21 protein-coding genes are annotated in these 19,174 nt (G+C 61.6%); 10 read left to right on the plus strand and 11 right to left on the minus strand.

What is annotated here, in order from left to right; translation table 11 throughout:
- Positions 1 to 410: 410 nt before the first annotated feature.
- On the plus strand, positions 411 to 1,100 hold the full coding sequence (locus V0Z78_RS01075; RefSeq protein WP_336342769.1) for a helix-turn-helix domain-containing protein: 690 nt from the start codon (positions 411 to 413) through the stop codon (positions 1,098 to 1,100).
- A gap of 244 nt (positions 1,101 to 1,344) precedes the next feature.
- Here the strand turns inward: V0Z78_RS01075 and V0Z78_RS01080 are convergent, their stop codons facing one another.
- Entirely contained in the window at positions 1,345 to 2,970 is a 1,626-nt protein-coding gene (locus tag V0Z78_RS01080; RefSeq protein ID WP_336342770.1) for a spermidine synthase, read from the minus strand.
- Positions 2,971 to 3,120: 150 nt separating this feature from the next.
- Between V0Z78_RS01080 and V0Z78_RS01085 the strand changes: the two genes are divergently transcribed.
- The 3 genes from V0Z78_RS01085 to V0Z78_RS01095 all read left to right on the plus strand — a co-directional run bounded on the left by V0Z78_RS01085 (position 3,121) and on the right by V0Z78_RS01095 (position 4,763).
- On the plus strand, positions 3,121 to 3,429 hold the full coding sequence (locus V0Z78_RS01085) for a DUF7130 family rubredoxin-like protein (RefSeq protein WP_336345152.1): 309 nt from the start codon (positions 3,121 to 3,123) through the stop codon (positions 3,427 to 3,429).
- A 77-nt stretch (positions 3,430 to 3,506) separates the two neighbouring features.
- Positions 3,507 to 3,836: a DUF7130 family rubredoxin-like protein gene (locus tag V0Z78_RS01090; protein ID WP_409338659.1), complete on the plus strand. Its 330-nt coding sequence runs from the start codon at positions 3,507 to 3,509 to the stop codon at positions 3,834 to 3,836.
- A complete protein-coding gene (locus tag V0Z78_RS01095) occupies positions 3,837 to 4,763 on the plus strand; it encodes a ketopantoate reductase family protein (RefSeq protein WP_336342771.1) in 927 nt (308 codons plus the stop codon).
- Between the two features lie 139 nt (positions 4,764 to 4,902).
- Here the strand turns inward: V0Z78_RS01095 and V0Z78_RS01100 are convergent, their stop codons facing one another.
- From V0Z78_RS01100 to V0Z78_RS01110, 3 genes are all read right to left on the minus strand, one after another.
- Positions 4,903 to 5,277, minus strand: a complete 375-nt coding sequence (locus tag V0Z78_RS01100) for a NifU family protein (RefSeq protein WP_336342772.1) — start codon at positions 5,275 to 5,277, stop codon at positions 4,903 to 4,905.
- Positions 5,278 to 5,328: 51 nt separating this feature from the next.
- Positions 5,329 to 5,646 carry a DUF5783 family protein gene (locus V0Z78_RS01105; protein ID WP_336342773.1) on the minus strand — a complete coding sequence of 106 codons (318 nt, stop codon included), beginning with the start codon at positions 5,644 to 5,646 and terminating at the stop codon, positions 5,329 to 5,331.
- A 592-nt stretch (positions 5,647 to 6,238) separates the two neighbouring features.
- Positions 6,239 to 7,828, minus strand: coding sequence for a transposase (locus V0Z78_RS01110; protein ID WP_336342774.1), 1,590 nt, complete (start codon positions 7,826 to 7,828; stop codon positions 6,239 to 6,241).
- A 453-nt stretch (positions 7,829 to 8,281) separates the two neighbouring features.
- Here V0Z78_RS01110 and V0Z78_RS01115 point away from each other — a divergent pair, with 453 nt between their 5' ends.
- From V0Z78_RS01115 to V0Z78_RS01135, 5 genes are all read left to right on the plus strand, one after another.
- Positions 8,282 to 8,398, plus strand: coding sequence for a hypothetical protein (locus V0Z78_RS01115; RefSeq protein ID WP_409338712.1), 117 nt, complete (start codon positions 8,282 to 8,284; stop codon positions 8,396 to 8,398).
- Positions 8,399 to 8,546: 148 nt separating this feature from the next.
- Positions 8,547 to 9,140, plus strand: a complete 594-nt coding sequence (locus V0Z78_RS01120) for a hypothetical protein (RefSeq protein WP_336342775.1) — start codon at positions 8,547 to 8,549, stop codon at positions 9,138 to 9,140.
- A 36-nt stretch (positions 9,141 to 9,176) separates the two neighbouring features.
- Positions 9,177 to 9,533, plus strand: coding sequence for a hypothetical protein (locus V0Z78_RS01125; protein ID WP_336342776.1), 357 nt, complete (start codon positions 9,177 to 9,179; stop codon positions 9,531 to 9,533).
- 154 nt (positions 9,534 to 9,687) lie between these two features.
- Positions 9,688 to 10,200: a hypothetical protein gene (locus tag V0Z78_RS01130; RefSeq protein ID WP_336342777.1), complete on the plus strand. Its 513-nt coding sequence runs from the start codon at positions 9,688 to 9,690 to the stop codon at positions 10,198 to 10,200.
- A 209-nt stretch (positions 10,201 to 10,409) separates the two neighbouring features.
- A complete protein-coding gene (locus tag V0Z78_RS01135; RefSeq protein ID WP_336342778.1) occupies positions 10,410 to 11,123 on the plus strand; it encodes a DUF6602 domain-containing protein in 714 nt (237 codons plus the stop codon).
- A 560-nt stretch (positions 11,124 to 11,683) separates the two neighbouring features.
- Here the strand turns inward: V0Z78_RS01135 and V0Z78_RS18935 are convergent.
- The 3 genes from V0Z78_RS18935 to V0Z78_RS01145 form a co-directional block, all read right to left on the minus strand.
- Entirely contained in the window at positions 11,684 to 11,839 is a 156-nt protein-coding gene (locus tag V0Z78_RS18935) for a DUF2267 domain-containing protein (protein ID WP_409338713.1), read from the minus strand.
- A gap of 71 nt (positions 11,840 to 11,910) precedes the next feature.
- A complete protein-coding gene (locus V0Z78_RS01140; RefSeq protein ID WP_336342779.1) occupies positions 11,911 to 12,267 on the minus strand; it encodes a DUF7475 family protein in 357 nt (118 codons plus the stop codon).
- Positions 12,268 to 12,312: 45 nt separating this feature from the next.
- Positions 12,313 to 13,725 carry a DHH family phosphoesterase gene (locus tag V0Z78_RS01145; RefSeq protein WP_336342780.1) on the minus strand — a complete coding sequence of 471 codons (1,413 nt, stop codon included), beginning with the start codon at positions 13,723 to 13,725 and terminating at the stop codon, positions 12,313 to 12,315.
- A gap of 264 nt (positions 13,726 to 13,989) precedes the next feature.
- Between V0Z78_RS01145 and V0Z78_RS01150 the strand changes: the two genes are divergently transcribed.
- A complete protein-coding gene (locus V0Z78_RS01150) occupies positions 13,990 to 15,024 on the plus strand; it encodes a S66 peptidase family protein (RefSeq protein ID WP_336342781.1) in 1,035 nt (344 codons plus the stop codon).
- Here the strand turns inward: V0Z78_RS01150 and V0Z78_RS01155 are convergent.
- From V0Z78_RS01155 to V0Z78_RS01170, 4 genes are all read right to left on the minus strand, one after another.
- Complete coding sequence (locus tag V0Z78_RS01155; protein ID WP_336342782.1) at positions 15,012 to 15,758, minus strand: uroporphyrinogen-III synthase; 747 nt, start codon at positions 15,756 to 15,758, stop codon at positions 15,012 to 15,014. The two genes, V0Z78_RS01150 and V0Z78_RS01155, sit on opposite strands and share 13 nt — an antisense overlap.
- On the minus strand, positions 15,755 to 16,483 hold the full coding sequence (cobA, locus tag V0Z78_RS01160) for a uroporphyrinogen-III C-methyltransferase (protein WP_336342783.1): 729 nt from the start codon (positions 16,481 to 16,483) through the stop codon (positions 15,755 to 15,757). Before cobA ends, V0Z78_RS01155 begins: the two co-directional genes overlap by 4 nt.
- Positions 16,480 to 17,631 carry a hydroxymethylbilane synthase gene (hemC, locus tag V0Z78_RS01165; RefSeq protein WP_336342784.1) on the minus strand — a complete coding sequence of 384 codons (1,152 nt, stop codon included), beginning with the start codon at positions 17,629 to 17,631 and terminating at the stop codon, positions 16,480 to 16,482. Before hemC ends, cobA begins: the two co-directional genes overlap by 4 nt.
- A 145-nt stretch (positions 17,632 to 17,776) precedes the next feature.
- Positions 17,777 to 19,174: a hypothetical protein gene (locus tag V0Z78_RS01170; RefSeq protein WP_336342785.1), complete on the minus strand. Its 1,398-nt coding sequence runs from the start codon at positions 19,172 to 19,174 to the stop codon at positions 17,777 to 17,779.

Consider the following 19,174-nt stretch of genomic DNA (forward strand, 5'->3'; position numbering starts at 1 on the left):
TCGACCACGGTGCCGTTTACCCGTCCGGACGATTTCCACGAGGAGGCAGGGCCGAGGCGTCTCGGGCGCCCGTGTCGATCCGTGGGACCATACGCGAATCAGCGAGCCATCCAAGGGGCGCCCTCCCTTCGGACGCGTTCATGCCCTTCGTATCGTCCCGTTTCGGCGCCCATCTCCGGGACCGACGTTCCGTCCACTGACTCGGATTGCCATCGGGAACCGTTCACGTCCAAGCGGGGCGGCGCCGGATCACGACGCCGAACCCGCCGACGTTCGACGGTCACGGAGGCCATGACATCGGATCTCGACCCTTCCCGTTCCTCGAGGCTCTCGGACCGTCCTCCTCGAACGGCGTGCGATCGCTGTCGACGCTTCGTCAGGGTCTTTACCCCTACCGTCTCCGTACGTGTATGGCGCTGATCGTCGAGTTCGAGGTCCCGAGGGAGAAGTTCGCCCTCTCCGAGACGCTCAGGTCGGTCCCGGACGCGACGCTCGAGGTCGGTCGAGTCGTCGCCGACGCGCCCGACAGCATCACGGCCTACCTGTGGGCACGCGCGCCGGACTTCGACGCGCTCGAGGCCGCCCTCGAGGCCGATCCGACGGTCAGATCGCTCACCGTCCTGACGGAGTCGGCCGACGAGCGCTCCTACCGCATGACCTGGAACGAACCGATCGACCTCCTCGTCCACGTCATGACGGAACAGCAGGGGACGGTCATCCACGCGGCGAACCGCGGCGGCGCGTGGGCGCTCCGCGTCTCGTTTCCGGAGGGCGACGCGCTCGAACAGGCCCAGGAGCTGAAGGAGCTCGCTCGGCGCAACGAGTTCTCGCTCGACGTCCGCGGGATCCACCGGACCGACGAGTATCGCGGAGCGAAGCCGGAGATGACGAGACCACAGCAGAAGGCACTGATGGCCGCCTTCGAGGCGGGATACTTCGAGGTTCCGAAGGGGGTGACGCTGGCGGAACTCGCCGAGGCGGAGGGCGTCTCGCACCAGGCGATGTCCGAACGGATCCGCCGCGGCGTCCACTACCTGATCGAGCAGACGCTCGTCACCGGCGGTGGCGGCGACGACGACGAAAACGAAAACGACGAGTAGTCGACTCCAGCCCCTTCGACCCTTTCGTGATTCGAGACGGACGTATCGCCCCTCCACGGCGGCTTTAGCGGGATCGATCACGAGTCTCCCGGTACCGGTACGCCCACTCGTAGCGGTGGTGAAACGCCGGTTCGATCTCCACCGCCGTGACCGCCGTCGGGACACTCACGGGTGCGATCGGACGGTGACGGACGCGACGTCGCGGAACGAGGAATCGGACGCGGCGAATCGGTCACCGATCCGATCAACCGGCGGCGAGACGTGGCTCCGCGTACGCCGTCTCCGGACGGGTCGCCCGGGTCGTCTCGTTCCCGTTCGCCTCCCTCTCGGACTCCTCGATGACGTACCGCTGGCCGACCATCGGATCGAGGAGGCTGTCGACGGGCGCGCGGTCGTCCCGGAGTACCGGGACGTCGTCGGTCTCCGGCGGCGCCCGGTAGGTCCCGACTTCCTCGTTCAGGTCGATTCCGACGTCGCGTCGCTCGTTTCGCTCGCGTAGCTCCGCCCGCGTGAGGCGGTCGTCGTCCTTGGTCGCGACCACCTCGATGTTCTGGATCGCCCCCGTTCCCGAGGTGGGGAAGCTGTAGACCTGCGGGAAGACCTGGTTCATCGTCTTGTACTCCGCGCGGTAGAACTCCGAGGCGGGGCCGCTCGGCGCGGAGATGAGGTTCGCAAGCAGGATGCCGTCCTCGGAGAGCCGGTCGTTCGCGAGCTGCATGAACTCCACCGTCGTCAGCTGGAACGGCACCTTGTCCTTCTTGTAGGCGTCGAGGACGATCAGGTCGTACGTGCGGTCGGTCTCCCGGAGGAACTCCCGGCCGTCGGCGTTGTAGACGTTCAGCTGGTCGGACTCCTCGACCCCGAAGTACTCCTCGCCGACGTCGATCACCTCGGGGTCGATCTCGACGACGTCGACGGTCGCGTCGTACTCCCGCTCGAACTGTTTCGGCCCGGTGAACCCGCCGCCGCCGACGAACAGCACGCGGTCGATCTCGTCGGGATCGTCGGCCATGAGATACGGCAGGTGGAAGTAGCGCGTGTAGTCGAAGACGTGACGATCCGGGTCGTCGAGGTCCATCGCGCTGTGGCGCTGACCGTCGAGGTAGAGCGTTCGCGTGTCGCCGAGGTCGACGACCCGTAGCTCCTGATACGGCGTCTGGGTCTCGTAGACGATCCGGCCCTCGGCGGCGACCCCTGCCGATCCGCTGGCGACGGCCGCGACGAGCAACAGCGCGACGCCGCCGATGGCGAGCGCAGAGTCCCGCGAGATCGAGGGGAGTTCGATCGCGAGCGAGGTGCCCACCAGCAGGAGACCGAACACCAGCCCGATCAGCTCGACGCTCAGCCAGGGGATGAGGAAGTAGGTCGTCGCGAAGGCGCCGATGATGCTCCCGATCGTGCCGAGCGCGTAGACGTGGCCCGACGCCCGGCCGAGCCCCTCCTTCTCCGAGAGCTCGGCCGCGTAGGGACTGATGAACCCGAGCAGGTACGTCGGCGGCCCGAACAGCAGCACCACCGCCGGCAGCGACGCGAACCGGCTCGGCAGCGGGATCGCGACCGTCAGCTGCAACAGCAGGTCGCGCGCGAAGATCAGCACCGCCACGTACGCCGCCGTCCCGAGCAGGAGCCGGACCATCCGTCGGTTCGAGGCGCGCGAGGCCGCGCGTTTCCCTCCGCGGTGGTACCCGAGGCTCAGCGCCGCGAGGAAGACGCCGATGATCGTCCCCCAGGTGTAGATGCTGCTTCCGAACTGGGGGGCGACGATGCGACCCGCCAGGATCTCGAGTCCCATGCTGGCGACGCCCGAGACGAACACCGCCGTTTCGGGGTCGGTCGGTCGGAGCCGTCGCCGGGCGTCGAGTGCCGCCATTCAACGCAGAATTCGAGGGGTCGTTATTAAACGTTGCATCCGGACCGAGACCCCTGTGCGGCGTCAACGGAGCCCGGCGTTTCTCCGATCGACGCGCTGGTTAAGCTCTCAGACGGTCAATACGTACGTATGGCAGTGAACACTGACGGGATGGCGAGCGAGGTCACTGACGAGGAGATCACCCGGATCGGGTTCGGGAAGCCGGTCTTCGATTCGGACGGCACCCGTTTAGGAAAGGTCCGCGGGTTCGACCCCGGCGGGTTCTACGTGACGATGCGCGATGGCTACGAGGCGATGAGCGTCGAGCACGCCCGCTCGAACGGCGAGTTCGGCGAGGCCGAACTCATGTGGCGTTGCATGGAATGCGGGGAGATGGGCCGCATCGAGGACGGTCTGCCCGAGAGATGTCCGAACTGCAGCGAGTCGCGCGAGGCGCTGATGTACTGGACCGAGGACTGACCGAACCACGGAGTACGGATGACCGTCCCGATTCGGTACCACCGTAGCGTTTTGTGGGTGGACGCCGAACCCTCACCATGGTTGGAGATAGCGGGGAAACGCCGGACAACGTGAGCGACGACGAGATCGAACGTCTCGACATGGGAGAGCCGGTCTTCGATTCGGACGGCAACCGACTGGGAAAGATCCGTGGGTTCGACAACGCGGGCTTCTACGTGACGATGCGCGATGGCTACGAGGCGATGAGCGTCGAGCACGCCCGCTCGGGTGCGGAGTTCGGCGAGGCCCATCTGATGTGGCGCTGCATGGAGTGTGGCGAGATGGGCCGCATTGAGGACGGTCTGCCCGAGGAGTGCCCCAACTGCGGGGAATCCAAGGAGGCGCTGATGTACTGGACCGAGGACTGAATGGAGATCGTCGTCTTCGGCGCGGGTAGTCTGGGAAGCCTGATCGGCGGGCTGCTCGCGCGCGAACACGACGTCATCCTCGTCGGTCGTGATCCGCACGTGAGCGCGGTTCACGAGGAGGGCCTGAGGGTGTCGGGGGAGTACGAGTTTCGTGTCCACCCGAGGGCGACGACCGATGGGGTCGGTCTCGCCGGCGATCTCGCGGTCGTGACCGTCAAGAGCTTCGATACGCCGGAGGCGGCACGGACGCTCGCGACCGGTTCGTTCGACGCCGTCCTCTCGCTCCAGAACGGCCTCGGTAACGAACGAGTCCTCGCCGAGCGACTCGATCGCGTGCTCGCGGGCACCGTGACCTACGGCGCTCGACTGCGTCCGCCCGGCCACGTGGCGTGCACCGGCCAGGGCGAGATCACGATCGGACCGTCCGATGGCGGCGAATCGCCCTTGGCCGAGCGTCTCGCCGCGGCGTTTCGGGCCGCGGACGTGAACGCGACCGCGGTCGAGGACGCCCCCCGCCGGCTCTGGGAGAAGCTCGCGATCAACGCCGGGATCAACCCCGTGACGGCGCTCGCACGGGTGCGAAACGGCGCGCTTGCCGATGGACCCGCCCGGGAGACCGCCTGCGGAGCGACGCGCGAGACCGCCCGCGTCGCCCGCGCCGAAGGTGTTCGGCTGACGGATCGCGAAGCGCTCGCGGCGCTGGAGTCGGTGATAGACGCTACCGGGGAAAACCGGTCGTCGATGCTTCAGGACGTCGAGGCAGGGAGGCGGACCGAGGTCGGCGCGATCAACGGCGCGGTCGTTCGACACGCGACGGAGCGCGGGATCGACGCGCCGACGAACCGCCACCTCCGCCGGTTGATTCGGGCCTGGGAGCGCGGCCGTAGTGGTCGAGACGGTGGATACGGCGATCACAACGGCCGTTGATCGGCATCAGTCGCCGGAACCGGAGACGGCCTTCGTGGCGTCCATCGGCTGCTACCGTTGCCGTAGTCGCGATATTTCCGGTGATGGGTGTCGTAACTACTCGTTCGTCATTGCCGCTAAAAAACGTGTGTGAACCGGACTAGAACGGTGCCTGCGGGCCTTCGTCGCTGCTGCCGCCGTCATCATCGCTGGATTCGCCGGGGAACGACGGACTCATGCCGCCGCTTCCGCCGCCCATGCCGTCCATCCCGGTCTCGGCGTGGACCTGGTTGATCTCGGGGATCTCCTTGACCATCCGGCTCTTGATCGCCTGGATCGTCATCGGCGAGATGCCACAGCCGCTGCAGGCCCCGCCGAGCTGGATCGAGACCTCGCCGGTCTCGCGGTCGATGTTCTGGATGGCGGCGCTGCCGCCGTGCATCTGGATCTGCGGGAAGTTGCGCCGCAGGAAGTTGCTGATTCGCTCCTCGAGGTCGTCCCCGTCCTGGGTCTCGGATTCGGTGTCAGTGCTCATGAACCGGGATAGGGTGTCGGCGCTCATAGACCTTTGGTTACCCCTGATCCGCTACCGGTCGACGTCGAACACCCGGTGAAGCTCCGACTCGATCCGTTCGACGTAGACGCCGAGTATCTCCTCGAACCGGTCCTCCTCGACGATCACGCCCTGGAGGCGATCGTACGGGTTCTCGGGGAGATCGACGGAGAACGCCCCGTTCTCGTACTGGGGCTCGCTCTCGTTGAGCACCTGTTGGTCAATCGCGTGGATCAGTTCCGAGTCGTAGCGCTCGTTCATGTGCTCGAAGGCGTTCTTGTACGCCCGCTGGAGCTCGTTGAAGTAGTTCGCGTACTTGTCCTCGAACTTCTCGGGGTCGAACTCGGCCATACGAGCCATCGTCCGGCGCGAGTAAAAAGCGGGTTGATCCGATCGTCACCTCCGATTCGATATCTCAGCATACGATTCATCCAGCCACGGTAGCGGTCCCGTTCGGATCCAGGAACGAGGATTCTCCTCTTTCGACGCTTCCTCCGAATCGACATCTGACGACGCGTACGACCGCTGGTCGACACTCCCAACGACTCCCGTCTCGATTCGACCCCTACGACCTCCCGGGAACGCTTCGGGTGCAGCGCGCCTCCGGATGTCCGCTTTCGATCGATTTCCCGTCCTCGAACCTGCCTCCCCCCGTACCGCCGTGATTCAGGTACCGATCCCTCTCGACCCGAACTCGCTCGTATCCACCCTGATAAACCAGAGACGACGATACGAAACGACCGTACAGTAGTTCCGAATATGGCTTCTTGGAGCACGTAGCTGTCTGAATTTTGTGAGCTATATCGGCGTCTCAGGCTACGAAAAACCGGAGAATTGCATGTGATTCATTACACGATGCTACCTGATATGCAATAACGTGGCTAACGAGAAATCGGGCTATAGTTAGCACTACTGAAGGGGCGAACACCGCTTCTACGTGGTCCTATCCGATACCGGCGAGTTGCTTCCGTACTAGATTCAAGAACCGCTTGGCCGTCACACGCGGCTTATAGCGGTGCTCTATGTCGAGACTCACCTGCACCAGCAGGTCAACGAGCAGCCACATATTGTAGAGCAGTACGGCAAAGCCGAAGTAGAACACTCGAACGCTGAAGTCCTTTGAGGTGGTCCAGGCGAGAAAGTCCTTGATCGTCTTGTAGCTGTTCTCGATACCCCACCGACGACTGTAGCGACCGATCAACCCCTTTGTCTCGCGTCGATCCGACCTGATCTCGTCGTTCACGTCCTTGTTCGTGATGAACGCGACAGTCTTCGATTCGTCCTTAGAGGACGGCAAGAGTACAAGGTTCGTCTCGACCCGCTCATTCGTCGCACCGCCAAGTACGGCACCACGAATGGCGTACCCTTGCTTCACTTCGATGTCCTGTTGCATTCGGTCGATCTCTCGTTTGACGCGCGTGTTTTTCGGCGAGGGGATAACGTAGTTTACACCGGCTTCTTCGAAGGCGCGAATCGCGTCAGTAGCACAGAACTCCCTATCAGCATAGACCATACTGATACTGACGTGCTCGCGCGCTTGCCAGAACAAATCCCGTACAATCTCGCCGATTGTATCGCCCTTCTTGACTGGGCGCATGGCGAGCGTGAACTTCACGTTCTCGCCAACTACCGTCAGTGTAGCGAACTTGTAGCACCAGTCGTACGACTTCGTACTGGGTGCGCCCATAACCATCTCTAACTCGTCTCTGTCGCCGTAGTAGGCGATATAGGTCATATCGATCGCTACCTCTGCTGGGCGGCTGAATTCGAAGTGATGTTTCGCTTTGTGAACCATCCGACTGATACCTTCGTCTATCATGTTCTGAATTGCGTCAGGACCGAGCCGTTTGATGTTATAGAGATGTGTATCTCCATCGGGCGCACTCGTCTCGCGGGGCGTGTCGTCAGCAAAGAGGTCGGTACCTGACTCTGCTGCTGATCCCGACAGGCCCATATGACTCTGCAATTCACAGAACGCATCGGTCTCGTATTTCGCGTTGTCAGCGCGATCGAATTTGAATGCCGGAAATACCAACCGCTGCATTTCCTCAGTTACATCCTTCGATTTATCGGCGATAAAGCGATCTTCAGTTCGATTAGAGACGCCACGTTTATCCTCGGGCTCTATTGCCTGTAGTCCGATCGAGCTACCACGTTCATGGGCCAGTTCACGGATGCGCTTGGCGTTGAATTCGATGGTGTGCTTCAGGTTGTCATCAAAGCGTTCGCGCCATGTACGTCCAAACGTCGTCCGCGCAGGCACGTTATCGAAACCGAGGGCTTCAGCATCATCTGAATGGTGTTCGAGGTGGCGCTGAAGGTCGCTTATGCTATAGTCTTCCAACTTTCTCAGGAATTGCGCACGTACCATTGGCACCAGTGGCGTTGAGGCGTGCCAGTTTGCGTATCGGTCGTTGTTCTTAAGGTAGCCAAAGTCAAGTTGACTAACGAGTTCGACTGCTTCTGTGTCCGCTTCAATGGTCTTAGCAGCCTGTTTCTCTAGCCGTGAGCGTTGCGCAGGGCGGTCACTCACGACGATACATCCCCCTAACAGCAGTGAATCGATGGAATGTTGAGCTAGCGCTACGTTTAACCGCACTTATCTCCAACTTTCTGTTGGAGCTGTAACTCCTATTGGACATGGGAAATCAGCTCCGTTCTTCCGAGAGGAAGCCCAGTTCGGGTGTCTCAGCACCCGGACATTCTACTGCAGAATGTCGATCAGTTGGGCCTCTCCCTACCGTGTTTTGTAGAGCGAGGAGTGTAAAGATACCGGTTCCTTGTACGGCAAGGTTGCAAGGTTTGCAGTCTACTAGGGGAAGCGCTAAGTCATCTACTATGTACCTACAGACTGTAGTTAGAATAGATGCCCAATGCGAATCGAAATGAGCAGGGACGGTTCGAGTCAGAGCATGGGATCACCGTAGAGGATGTTTTCAATGTAATGGAGCCCTTAGAACCATACACGACAGGCGAACTTGCAAATATGCTTGGGGCTCCACGACGGACTGTTTACAATTATCTTGAGAAGTTAGCCGACGAGGGACGGATCAGGAAGAAGAAACCAGAACCTAAGCGGGCTATTTGGATTCGGACTGATTGAAATACACGTCTATTTTGTTTCCTTCTTATACTATGGATTTAATATAGAATCCGGTAAGATTGTCCTCTCTAATTCTAGTATTCTATCACTGAGCCGAAAGATGTATAAACACTAAAGACATTTGGTGGTGGAACCCTATCCACCAACTATGAGCCGAGAATCCCTCTCTGGGTTTTCTGAGGATTTGTTTGGGTCCTCAGAGGAATCATTATTAGATTCGATTAAAAGAGAAGGGAGGCTCGACCCTGACCGAGAAGTACACCGGATAATCAATATAACATATGACATCTTGACGCAGGATACTAGACTCAACAACTCTGATACGGAAGAAGTCTATAAGCGGCTAAAACGATTTTTCCTACGTGAACATCATAAGACTGAACAGTATCATCTACAAGGAGATGAGATGTATGTCTGGTACTTATCTACCATTAGTCTCCTCAATCAATTTAAAAGACAGCTTCAGGTTACGATGCCAAAAGAATCAGATGAAGTAGAATCAGAATTTCGGTCCATTGTCGAAAACAATTACCGAGAATATTTATCAAAGCTTAGTGACATAAACAACACACGAGATATAGGAGATCTTTTAGACCCTGTCTTTGAAGATATCATACAACCAATACATTATATTAGCAATGAGAATCATGAGCGTATAAGAATGGGTACCCATAGAACACGAGATATGAGGGTGTTCCGCGAATCAGATAGAAATAATCAGCAAGAAATCAAATACGGATAAAACACATAAATGCAAACTTGGTTAAAATCTGCTGAAATGGAACGAATAGATTCTGACAGTGAAGTAGTGACCATAGAGGGAGGAATGGATGAATTTGAGCGAACCAATATCAAGGAAACCTCTAACGGAAACAAGATCTATTTTTTCCGAATCGCTAAGAGAACGGATTTATTTAATATAGATATGAAATGGGCCTTGGATCTTGAAGAGGAGTCTGACGAAGAAGATACTGCAATTGAGGAATTTGCAAAAGGGTACCTGCGAACTTATGCGGATCACGCTATTTCAACATATCTAGATCAGATGAATCTCCCCCCTATACAAGGGGTGCTTATGGAAGAGTTCGGAATGACTCTTGAGCAAACTTCTAATATCAATGAGACTAGAGATTAGGTCAAAACTCTCAGAGGACAAGCACCAAAAAGGGGCACGGTTGCGTTCAATATTGGATGATTTAACGGACGATCAAAAGATCGCAGTTATTTCGTTTCGGTGTTGTAACGGGCAACTGCCTTACCCTATTGATCTAGATGATGACATGGAACGAATGAGAATCCACACTGAACTGAATGCATTAGCTCATTATGGGCCAGCATATTTGAGTGAGGATGATTTTGCTGAAGTAGTGCATGATCTTTATGAGAACTACGCAGATGTCATAGAATGTCCAGCAGCCTGGGAAGTTCTTACTCTCTTAGAAGTAGCAAACTATGAAGAGTATGAGGATCATTATTTTGAAGCATTCCTCTATGAAGGATCTGAGAAGATAAACGATGCTGGAATTGATCTATTAGGACAGGCAGACGAGATGGAATTAATAACTTGTAAATTCAATTCAAGCAATCAACATTTATCAGCAGCAAAAAGGTTAGATAAATTACATTCTCTCAGGGTAAATATCGACGGTAATGCTTTAATAGGACTAGGAACTCTAGCGATGAAATTAAGGGACGTAGTACGTAGTGATTTAAATCAACATTTGGATCAATTTAACCTAACAGAAGATGACATCGACAAAGTGATAACCGGTTTGGAAGTATACGGTATCCAATCGGATTAACCAATCTCAGTGACGGGATCATCCTGATTTGGGATGTCAATGCGGATGCGATCTCCTTGAAATATATATCGAACAACATGCGCCTGAAGAGACGCACGATGCCGATACTGAATAGATAATCAACATACTCCTCTTGAAGGCAGATTAACTTCGACGTTGATGTGTTTCCCTTTCACAGGGTTTTTGCTACCACTACACCATGCCGTACCATGTCGAAATTTGACGAGTATTTCCGCAACACCTCGAACATACTTCAGAGCGAATACGAACGGACATCGGGTTTCGATCATAATACTACAGCAGGAAGGGCCAGAGAACACTTTATGGCAAACTTTTTGGAAAATGTATATCCTGAGAATTTCGTTTTTGGTGATGGTGAGATTATTGATTCAGCAGGAGGAATCAGCAAACAGGCGGACGTGGTGATCTACGACGAACAACTACCCGTTTTAGAATATGGCTTATCAAAACACTTCCTCAGTGCAGGCGTTATGGCGCACATAGAGGTAAAAACGGATCTCTCGTCTCAATTAGAGGACTCACTGTCGAAGGTTGACTCCATTAAGCAGCTTGAGCGCGATATTTATCCTTTATTCTCGGCCGGAGAAGTTCCTGACAGTATATTCTCGTGCGTGTTTGCGTACGAAGGACCGAGCAAAGAAACGTTCAAGCAGAATTTCCGCGATTATTATAGTGATCAAGATGATAAGGAGATGTATGCAGATGTAGTCTGTGTTCTAGGTGAATACGTAATGATAAACAAAAAGGTGGGTGGCAGTAGTTATATAGATTTCTTAGAAACGGGAAAAGACAGCCTTGGAATGTTTTTCAAGAAGGTAGCAGATGCCATCCACAAGAATTACTGGCAGGCTCGGCCCAACTTAGAACAATATATGCAACCAGCGGGTTATGATATGTTTTAACTATTCGCCCCGCTCTGACCGCCTCAAAAAATTCGTGATACGGTGTTTCTCCGCTAACGACATCGCTACCCCCATCAGCAGACACTGCTCTCCACTGGACAGTCGGCGTTCCGTTGAATCCTGCATTTTCAGTTAGCGTTGTGATATTGAGGTCGATATATCCCACCACTATTTCACTGTGTTCCCGAGGGATGTACTGTTCGCCTTTTTCGATCTGCCGTATCCGCCGTCCGCCAACTGGATATTGTTCGCTCATAGTATCGTATGATTGAATTGTGTATTTATCTTCTGCACAGATCCTGACTTTCGGAACTACTGACCGTATCCGCAGGGAGATCGGCTCGTCGATGCTCGTCGACGGACGTAGGACGATTCGATGTCGATCTCACCAGACTGAGGATTACCTAGGTCGAGAAGGTCGCCTCGACGAACCCGACGTCTATCGGTTTTCGAGGCAACCGCTGAGAGTCCGGCTCCCTTGAGAGCTGATGGTCGCAGAAACCCCTTCTTCGGCATCCCGCAGCCGAGGCGTTCGGAGGCCTGGGCGATGACCCCCGCGATCAGAACGGCCGGTCGTACTCGTCGGGGAGCTGCTCCGCGACGTCTTCGAACCGTCCCTTCGAGACCCGGATGCCGAGCGCGTGGAGGGTCGCGATCGTGACGGTCTCTGCCTCCTCGCTCGAGTCGAGATCCGCACGCTCGCGTATCGTCTCGATGAACTCGGTCTGCTACACGATCGAACCCATGGTCGGATCTCGCGTAGACGTCCGCCTGCTTTCGCATGGAATCAGCGATCCGTCAGATAGAGGTAGGGCAGGAGAACGATCAGGAGCGTCTGTGCGAGCTTGTCTACGGCGTCGAGCGCATGCAGGGTGGCGATCGTCGGCTCGACGACGAGATACCAGAGGACGATCTGGACGCCCACGAACGGGATTCCGACGAGATAGAGCAGGCGACGGCGGTAGTTCACCAGAACGAGGAACGTCGCACCGAGAAATCCGATGCCGGCGAGGAGGAAGCTTACCCGTAGCATCGTCGCGGAAACGATGACGGCCAACAGCAGGTGGATCAGCCCGCTCAGCGCGGCGAGTCCGATCGCGACCCAGTGTACCGCCGTCAACGACGTCGTCTCGAACCGTGTCATGGTATCGATCGTTCCCGTGATGACATCAGTCTCGCCCTCGAGGAGCTATCCCAGCTGGTCGCCGACGATCCGATCGACCTGATCGATGAACTCCTCACGAGCGGCCTTGGGGACCGTCGCACCCGCGGCGACGTCGTGACCGCCGCCCTCGCCGCCGACCGCGCTGGCGGCCGTCCCCATCACCACCGAGAGGTTTAGTCCCCGGCGAACGAGCGCGTGAGTACCGCGCGCGGAGACCTTCGCGTCGTCCGCGTTCTTCTCGGCGAAGGCGACGATCGGTTTCCCGCGGTCGATCCCGTCGGAGCCGGCCGCCATACCCGCGACGATGCCGACGATCGTCTCGGGAATGCGATCGCCCGCGTCGAACCACTGGACGTTCGCCTCGCTTTCGACGCCGGTCTCCTTCACCCACCGGAGCCCCTCCGAGAGGTTGTGCCGGTGGCTCCGAAGCAGGCGCCGCGCCTCCTCGAGCGCGTCGCTGCGATCGCCCAAGCAGATCGCCAACCCGACGTCGGCCCGGTCGTAGCGAGCGGTCGCGTTGAGTAGCGTGGAGAACTCGCTCGCGTCCCGGAGCTCCGTTCCGGGCTCCTCGCGACACAGCGTGTAGGTCGTCCCGATCAACGCGTCGATTCGGTCCGCGGGGACGCCCCGCGAGACCGCCCGCTGGACGAGCGCGCTCGCGACGGTCCGCTTCTCCTCGTCGGCGAGCTCTGCCCAACACCGCCACTCGCCACCGTTTCGGGGGTCGAGGTCGAGTCCGTCGAGAAAGCGGACCGCGCCGTTCGCGTCGTTCGAGATGCCCGGGATTGCGACGTCGCTCGCGTACTCCAGCAGTTTGGGAAGCGGCCGGGTCTGGGTGCCGTACAGCGTCAGATCCGGACTGGTATCGAGCACGCCCCTGGCGACGCCTTCCTCGACGATCGCGGCGTTCGCCCCCGCCAGTTCGCCGTCGCTCGCCTGCATGTCGCCGACCGCGCCGACGACCGCGAGCGCCGCCAGATCGCGGTTGTCCGTTCCGTCTCCCTCCAACGCCCGTGCGAGGAGGTAGCTCGTCCCCGCGCCGGAGAGCTCCGAGGCGCCGTTCAGTCCCTCGAGCAAGGGGTTGCAGTGGAACGCCGTCTCGGCCTCCGCGGGCTGGTGGTGATCGCAGATCACGGGCGTGAACGCACCCTTCTCCTCGTATTCGGCGATCGCGTCGAGCTGGCCGCTGCCGAAGTCCGTGAAGAGGACGACGTCCGGCGAAGCGGCGGCGATCCGTTCGAGCTCCTCGCCGTCGAGCTGTTTCGCGAACGTCGCCTCGTAGGGAATCCCGGCACGCTCGAGGGCCGTCGCGGCGATTCCGGCGCTCGTCAGTCCGTCAGCGTCGATGTGGGAGGCCACCAACACTTCATCAGCGGTGCGCAGCCGATCGGCGCACGCGGCTGCACGATCCGCGAGCTCCGGTACCGGGGGATCCATTCACCGTCGTTTGGGTCGGCGTCGGATTTAAACTAGCGGACCGGTCTGCCCGTTCCTTCAGCACGGATGCGCCCGGGTCCGATAGCTACGATCCTCGCGAAGCTGTTGGTCGGCTCCACACCACCTTCGGGTCGCGAGGTCGGCGACCCTCGCGATCGGTTCCTTCGGTGCCGTTTCGTCGGATCGGTCCGTTTACCGACTCCGATCCGGAACTCGTCGAGCGGTAACGAAACCGAAAAGCGAGACCCGCCGTTCGTCTCCTCTATGGACGCCATCTATCCACCCCCGGTCGAACGCGGCGACACGGTCGCGGTCGTCGCGCCCTCGCACGCTCCCCCGCGAGGCGCGCTCTCGCGAGGGATCGAGCGGCTTCGCTCGTTCGATCTCTCCGTGGAGGTATGCGACACCGCGACCCGCACCACCGAGTGGCTGCGCGCGAACCCCGAGGCGCGCGCCGAGGACGTCCAGCGGGCGTTCGAGGACCCCGATATCGACGGCGTGATCGCCGCGATGGGCGGCAACGGCGAGCTACAGGTGCTCCCGCATCTCGACGGCGAGGTGCTCGCCGCGAATCCCACGCGGTTCTACGGCGCGAGCGACAACACCCACCTCCACCTCTACCTCAACGACGCGGGGCTGGTCTCGTTCTACGGCGCACAGCTGTTCCCCGACCTCGTCGCGGACCCGACGATGCATGACTACACCCGCGAGCACGTCACGCGGGCGTTCCGCGAGGCGCCGTTCGGTCCGGTCGAGCCCGCCGACGAGTGGACCGACGAGTACTACGACCTCGAGAGCGACCTCTCCCGAGCCTGGTTCGAGAGCGAAGGCTGGCGCTGGCACGCCGCCGCCGGCCGCGAGCCGTTCACCGCGCCCGTGATCGGCGGCTGTCTCGCCATGCTCGAGACCCAGCTGCTGCTCGACGCTACCTACTTCTCACGTGCGGCCTGTGAGGGCTGCGTCCTCGCGATCGAGACCTCCGGCGAGACGCCCCAGGCGGCGATGGTCGAACGGTTCGTCCGGGCGCTCGGCGAGCGGGGCATCCTCGAGGCGCTCCGCGGACTCGTCGTCGGCAAGCCGGAGACGCCCGGCGACTCGATGGAGGATCGCACCGCCTACCGTCGCCGCCAGCAACGAACCATCGCGGCCACGGTCGATGAGTACGCCGACCTCCCCGTCGTCTTCGACCTCGACTTCGGGCACGCCGCGCCGGTCCTTCCCCTTCCGATGGGCGCGCCGATGACGATCGATCCGGGCGCGCGGACGATCCGCTTCACCGCCGAGGGTCAGTCGCGGTAGCTCGGTGCCGCGCTCTCGACGACCGCACAGGCCAGCTCCTCGAAGCTCGCCGTTTCCGGTACGAGATCGACCTCGATCCCCTCGCGTTCGGCGGTCTCGCGGGTCGGCTCGCCGATCGCGCCCACCACCGCGTCGGCGAGCCCGGCGATCGCCTCCTCGCGCACACCGCGCTCGGCGGCGGCGTCGAGGAAGTGCTCGACCGTCAGTGACGAGGTGAACAGCGCCCCTTCGAGCTCGCCGGCCGCGGCCCGCTCGGCGGACTCGCCCGACCCCGGCGGTCTCACGAGTTCGTAGAGCACCGTCTCGTGGACGTACGCACCGGCGGCGTTCAGCCCGTCGGTGAGCACCCGGCTGCCGTGGTCCGATCGCGCGACCTCGACGCGCCTCCCGTCGATCTCGCCTCTCAGCGCCGAGACCAGCCCCCTCGAGGAGAACTCCTCGGGGACGAGGTCGACCGCGTAGCCCGCCTCCCGGAGCGCCCGCGCCGTCCGCTCGCCGATGGCACATACCGTCGAGTCGCCGGGCTCCCAGCCCGCTCGGTCGGCGAGCTCCACCCCCGTCTTGCTCGTCAAGAGGGTGAAGTCGGCGTCGATCCGCGGAGCCGTGCCGGTGGGTTCGATCGCGAGCATCGGGTCCGGGACCGGCGTCGCGCCGAGCGAATCCAGTAGCTCGATCGCCTCATCGATCCGTTCGTCGCCGGGACGGAACACCGCGACGCGGACCTCTCGGCTCACGATCGCCCTCCCAGTCCGGCGACTCCGCCGATCACCGTCACGGCGGGCGGCTCGATCCCGGCCTCGTCGCGGACCGAGACGATCGTCTCCAGCGTTCCTCTGACGGCGCGCCCCTCCGGCCAGGTTCCCTTCTCGATCAGCGCGACGGGCGTTTCGGGGTCCATGCCGGCCTCCCGAAGCGCCGTCGTGTACTCGGGCAGCTTGCCGACGCCCATCAGCACGACGATCGTTCCCCCCGTGGCCGCGAGCGCCTCCCAGTCGACCGCCGACTCCTCCTTCGTGGGGTCCTCGTGGCCCGTCACCAGCGAGACGCTCGAGGCGTGATCGCGGTGGGTCGCCGGAATCCCGAAGACCGCGGGGGCGGCGAGCGCCGACGTCACGCCGGGGACGACCTCGACGTCGATACCCCGACCGCGGAGGTGCTCCAGCTCCTCGCCGCCGCGCCCGAAGACGAAGGGATCGCCGCCCTTCAGCCGGACCACTCGTTTCCCCTCGCGGGCGAGTTCGACCAGCCGGTCGTTGATCTCCTCCTGGCTGGTTCGCTCGCCGCCGGCGCGCTTGCCGACGTCCTCGCGTTTTCGCTCGGGGATCGACTCGATGATCTCCGGGCCGGGCAGCTTGTCGTGGAGCACGACGTCGGCCTCGTCGATCAGCCGGCGGGCCTTCACGGTCAACAGCTCGGGATCGCCGGGGCCGCTGCCGACGAGGTGGACCCTGGCGGTCATCCTTCGTCCTCGCCCTCGGCCTCGTCGCTCCGATCGGCGGCCGTCTCCTCCTCGTCGGCCTCGCGTTTGGCCTCCTCGATCAGCTCGTCTGCGCCCCGGTCGGCGAGCTCCGCCGCGAGCTCGCGGGCGGCCTCCGCGTGGCGCTCGACGGGGAGGTCGCGGTTCACCGAGATGGTGTGCTCGCCGTCGCGCGAGAGCACCTGCACGCGCGTGCGGACGTGCTCGCCCTGGATCAGCGCGTGGATGCCGATCGGCGCGACGCAGCCGCCGCCGAGCGTCGCGAGGATCGTCCGCTCGACGGTCGTCTCGACGCGCGTCCGCGGGTGGTCGACGGCGTCGTGGACCGACTCCGCGAGATCGCTGTCGAGCATCGTCACCGCGATGGCGCCCTGGCCCGCCGCGGGGACGAACTCGCCGATCGGGAGCGGCTGCGTCGGGACCGCCTCGAGCAGGTTCGAGCGCTCGAGGCCCGCCGCAGCGAGCACGATCGCGTCGTAGTTCGTCTCGACGTCGCGCTCAAGCGCCCTTCGTTCGAGCTCCGAGAGCTCCTCGATCCATTCCTCCGGTCGCCGCTCGTACTCGGGTTCGAAGTCGGGGTCGTCGGCGTTCCCCCTTCGTTCCTCCTCGGCGGCCACCCGTTTCTCGTGTTCGGCCTGGAGACCGCCTGCGAGCAGCTTCTCGACGCGGGTGTCGACGTTGCCCCGGAGCGGCTCGACCTCGAGATCGGGGCGTTTCGCGAGCAGCTGGGCCTGGCGGCGCAGACTGCCGGTGCCGACGATCGCACCCGCCGGCAGCTCGTCGAGCTCCGCGCCGTCGGGCGTGACCAGCAGGTCGCCGGCGCGTGCGCGCTGGGGGACCGCGGCGACGATCAGTTCGTCGGGGGTCTCGGTGGGCATGTCCTTCATCGAGTGGACCGCACCCTCGACCCTGCCGTCGAGTACCCGTTCGTCGAGGCTCCGGACGAACGCCCCGGTCTTCCCGAGGCGATGGATGAGCTCGTCGCGCACCTGGTCGCCGGTCGTCTCGACCTCGACGAGCTCGACGTCGTGACGACGTCCCCTCAGGGACCGCTGTACCGACCGCGCCTGGACGAGCGCGAGCGCCGAGCCGCGCGTCGCGAGGCGGATCGGCGCCGATCGCGTGGACATGATCGGCACTCGGCCCCCGAGACACATATACTGCCGGTCACGAACCGACGGCGGCGGTCCTCCGGGAACTCCTCGAGGGGACCACGGCGCCGACGCTGGTCGCGGCGTCTCCAAAAAAACAACGAAGGCTGGAAGCGGCGCCGGCCTACAGACCGGTGTTTCGGTCGTCCTCGTCGTCATCGCCGATGACCGGCTCGTCGTCGCCGACCGTATCGTCATCGCCGATGACCGAGTCGTCGTCACCGATGGTGTCGTCGTCGTCGCCGATCAGATCGTCGTCGTTGTCGCTGCCGATGGTGTCGTCGTCATCACCGATGATGCCGTCATCGTCGTCGCTGCCGATGGTCGAATCGTCGTCGTCACCGATGATACCGTCGTCATCGCTGCCGATGGTGTCGTCGTCGCTCCCGATCGTGGAGTCATCGTTGCTTCCGATGGTATCGTCGTTGTCGTCACCGATGATGCCGTCGTCGTCGTCCGTGAGGCCCGAATCGTCACCGACGTTGGCCGATCCGGCGCCGCTTCCGGCACCACCGGCGCCGGTGGTGCCGGTATCCGTGCCGGTGCCGGCCGTCGACGCGAGGCGGACCTCGTCGTCGGTGATCGCCTCGACCGACTCCTCCTGGAGCGGGTAGGTGTCCTCGTCGCGGTCGCTCCAGCCGAGCGTGGACATGATCTTGTCCGTGACGCCCGGGTCGGGATCCACGTGTGCGGTTCCGTGCTCGACGGCGGCGATGATGCCGACCTCCTCGCCGTCCGCGTTGACTACGGTCTTGCCTTCGTCGTCGTCACTGAATTGAGCCATTGCGCCCCCGAATACACCGGGAATCGTCTTCGCGGCCGCGCCTGCCCCTGCAACCCTTTTATCAGTAACCCGACGAAACCGCGACCGAGACGGGCGCAGTTGCCGGCGATAGAGGTAGTAACCGGCCACGAACGGCGATAGAATCGGGAGTGTGACTCCCGCCAGGGCCAGCCCCAGGTACAGCCCGGGGTTCGGCCGCCAGCGACCGCCCGGCCGGTGGCTACGAACGTGGACGGCGTCCCGGTAGATCGCGGGCGGCAACAGCCCGATCGCGACCACCCCGACCAGCGCCGGCAGGGCGGCCACCGGCGCGGGCAGGGCGAACGAGAGGCTCACCAGTGCGATCGGGATACCGACGAGCATCCCCGCGAACGAGGCGGTGACGACGAGCCACCACCGCCCCTCGGATTCCTCGACGGGGACGCGGCGGTGACGCCGGTAGAGGTAGACCACCCCGGCGATCTGCGCCGAGAACGCGAGCCCCACGAGCACGTACGGCGTACGATCGGGTCGCCACCCGCCGTCCCCTCCCCGGATCGTCCCCGCATCGAGGAACAGACAGATCGGAACGCCGACGCGGACGAGCAGCCCGCCCGCGCTCGCCAACAGCACCATCGTCCGGCCTACCCGGGGGTCCGGATGACGCTGGAGGACGCCCGCGATCCCGACCCCGAGGACGAGCGGCACCAGAAACAGCAGCCCCTCGAGCGTCCTGAGCCACGGCGTCCGCCGGTACAC

The organism is Halalkalicoccus sp. CG83 (assembly GCF_037081715.1).
GTDB classification, from domain to species: Archaea; Halobacteriota; Halobacteria; order Halobacteriales; family Halalkalicoccaceae; genus Halalkalicoccus; species Halalkalicoccus ordinarius.

What these genes read in the sequence shown, in the direction of transcription:
- cobA (WP_336342783.1), bottom strand. Translation starts at nt 16,483, where the DNA reads ATGACCGCCAGGGTCCACCTCGTCGGCAGCGGCCCCGGCGATCCCGAG.
- V0Z78_RS01100 (WP_336342772.1), bottom strand. Translation starts at nt 5,277, where the DNA reads ATGAGCACTGACACCGAATCCGAGACCCAGGACGGGGACGACCTCGAG.
- V0Z78_RS01085 (WP_336345152.1), top strand. Translation starts at nt 3,121, where the DNA reads ATGGCGAGCGAGGTCACTGACGAGGAGATCACCCGGATCGGGTTCGGG.
- V0Z78_RS01095 (WP_336342771.1), top strand. Translation starts at nt 3,837, where the DNA reads ATGGAGATCGTCGTCTTCGGCGCGGGTAGTCTGGGAAGCCTGATCGGC.
- V0Z78_RS01145 (WP_336342780.1), bottom strand. Translation starts at nt 13,725, where the DNA reads ATGGATCCCCCGGTACCGGAGCTCGCGGATCGTGCAGCCGCGTGCGCC.
- V0Z78_RS01125 (WP_336342776.1), top strand. Translation starts at nt 9,177, where the DNA reads ATGGAACGAATAGATTCTGACAGTGAAGTAGTGACCATAGAGGGAGGA.
- V0Z78_RS01075 (WP_336342769.1), top strand. Translation starts at nt 411, where the DNA reads ATGGCGCTGATCGTCGAGTTCGAGGTCCCGAGGGAGAAGTTCGCCCTC.
- V0Z78_RS01150 (WP_336342781.1), top strand. Translation starts at nt 13,990, where the DNA reads ATGGACGCCATCTATCCACCCCCGGTCGAACGCGGCGACACGGTCGCG.
- V0Z78_RS01120 (WP_336342775.1), top strand. Translation starts at nt 8,547, where the DNA reads ATGAGCCGAGAATCCCTCTCTGGGTTTTCTGAGGATTTGTTTGGGTCC.
- V0Z78_RS01105 (WP_336342773.1), bottom strand. Translation starts at nt 5,646, where the DNA reads ATGGCCGAGTTCGACCCCGAGAAGTTCGAGGACAAGTACGCGAACTAC.
- V0Z78_RS01080 (WP_336342770.1), bottom strand. Translation starts at nt 2,970, where the DNA reads ATGGCGGCACTCGACGCCCGGCGACGGCTCCGACCGACCGACCCCGAA.
- hemC (WP_336342784.1), bottom strand. Translation starts at nt 17,631, where the DNA reads ATGTCCACGCGATCGGCGCCGATCCGCCTCGCGACGCGCGGCTCGGCG.
- V0Z78_RS01115 (WP_409338712.1), top strand. Translation starts at nt 8,282, where the DNA reads ATGCTTGGGGCTCCACGACGGACTGTTTACAATTATCTTGAGAAGTTA.
- V0Z78_RS01140 (WP_336342779.1), bottom strand. Translation starts at nt 12,267, where the DNA reads ATGACACGGTTCGAGACGACGTCGTTGACGGCGGTACACTGGGTCGCG.
- V0Z78_RS01090 (WP_409338659.1), top strand. Translation starts at nt 3,507, where the DNA reads ATGGTTGGAGATAGCGGGGAAACGCCGGACAACGTGAGCGACGACGAG.
- V0Z78_RS01135 (WP_336342778.1), top strand. Translation starts at nt 10,410, where the DNA reads ATGTCGAAATTTGACGAGTATTTCCGCAACACCTCGAACATACTTCAG.
- V0Z78_RS01130 (WP_336342777.1), top strand. Translation starts at nt 9,688, where the DNA reads ATGAGAATCCACACTGAACTGAATGCATTAGCTCATTATGGGCCAGCA.